A 1,786-nucleotide genomic window follows, 5' to 3' on the forward strand; every position below is an offset into this window, starting at 1 on the left:
AAAACTATTAAAATGTATATATATGCAATATTCATAAGATACAAATTAACTTAAATCGCAAAAGTTAACAGCGCTATTTTAACACATAGAAAATAAAAATACTATGACTTTACCGTTTTCTAATAGCGGGTAAAGTGTTCAAACTTTGACAATGGGACTCCTATAATGGGGTCCTTATTTAATTTCCTTGAAAATATAAAATCCGCCCTTTTGCGTGTGGGTGGGGTGACTCCAGTTGGGGCCCCCGACACCGCAAGGCGGATTTATTTTATTTATAAAAGACCGAGAGAAATAACACTAACCATTATGGTATTGACATGATACCACTTTGATACTATAATGATACCATAAGGAGGTGAAGTTATTGGGAAAAGCGGTTTTTTCTCTAAGGCTTACTGAAGACCTACACGAATGGTTAAAAAAAGAAGCTGAAAAGAGAGGTATGTCGGTCAACGCTTTGATTTCATACATACTGAGCGAATATAAAGACGATAAAGAGTTTTAACGGAGTAGTTCTACGTAGTGAAAGCGTAGCGGTTCCTTTACTTGGAAAGGCGACTCTGATAACCTAGTTCGGTTTGCCACATTAAAGATTTCTAGAAGGTGGCGACGGTGGCAAGTAATCTGGGTCGCAAAGGTTCCGAGTCAAGGATTCATGGAGTAGATCTACGCAGTGGTGATGGTGAAGCGCAACTAAAAAAACAAGAAAAGAGGACGAGCACATGTTTAATATTTCTTATTACAAAACCGAAGACACAAAAGTAATGGTGGTTACATTACACGCACTAAAACAAACTATCATTTTGCAACCAGGATTCTTTTATAAAATTTCAGGAGTTGATAGAAAAGTAATAACCGGCTGCGGCGAATTTAGTGGTACAATTCTAGTAGATTTAGGATTTATATTTCCGTTTAAATCTGATAGAAAAATAGGTTAATATTTAATCGCTATTTCTGTTTCTTACTTAACTTGATTATAGCGATTAATAAGCAGAAAAATTTAGACAAGGAAGAGAGGTATTTTATAATTGAGGTATCGTCACAAACTAATAAAAAGTGGCGGTGTATGGGAATTATTGAGCTACGAGAAAGAGGTAGCAACAGGTAAAGATGCAGTTCGTGAAAATGCTGGTAGGAAAAAACAGTCTGATCATGATTGGATAAATGATGCTGAAACAAAGATGAAGAACAGGTCTGATGTGTTATATCGTGCAAGGAAGCAAGTGTTTAACCAAGCAAATGCCAATGCAAATGCGTGGAACGAGCAACCGAAATTTTTCACACTTACATATGCTGAAAACATGCAGGACATAAAACAATCTAACTATAACTTCAAAAAGTTTATCCAAAGGCTGAATTACACTTTAAAAATAAAACTAAAATACACTGCTGTAATTGAGTTTCAGAAACGAGGGGCTATACATTATCACCTATTGGTCTATAACCTTCCTTACACGCCTGTAGACGTTCTATCGGACATCTGGGGTCATGGGTTTGTTAAAATAAATAAAATAGACCACGTGGACAATGTAGGGGCTTATATAACGAAATATATGATAAAGGATAATATTGACGAAAGATTACTTGGAGAGAAGTCTTATTTTTCGAGTAGAGGGTTAAAGAAGCCTGAAGAGTATATTTTGACGGAAAAAGAAAAAGAGACTCTGCTAAAGTCTCATGACGAATATATAACATATTCCAAAAACTATGAAAATGAATATCTAGGCAATATTCATAAGATACAAATTAACTTAAATCGCAAAAGTTAACAGCGCTATTTTAACAC

2 protein-coding genes are annotated in these 1,786 nt (G+C 35.2%); both read left to right on the forward strand.

Going from position 1 to position 1,786, the window contains the following annotated elements; genetic code table 11:
• Positions 1–355 precede the first annotated feature (355 nt).
• The gene (locus ACF1AG_RS34775; protein ID WP_350502499.1) at positions 356–505 is read left to right on the forward strand and encodes a toxin-antitoxin system HicB family antitoxin; all 150 of its coding nucleotides are present in this window, start codon (positions 356–358) and stop codon (positions 503–505) included.
• Positions 506–1,076: 571 nt separating this feature from the next.
• Entirely contained in the window at positions 1,077–1,769 is a 693-nt protein-coding gene (locus ACF1AG_RS34780; RefSeq protein WP_350753516.1) for a hypothetical protein, read from the forward strand.
• Positions 1,770–1,786: the final 17 nt, after the last annotated feature.

The sequence above is a fragment of the Streptomyces sp. NPDC014764 genome, from assembly GCF_043082785.1.
GTDB classification, from domain to species: domain Bacteria; phylum Actinomycetota; class Actinomycetes; order Streptomycetales; family Streptomycetaceae; genus Streptomyces; species Streptomyces althioticus.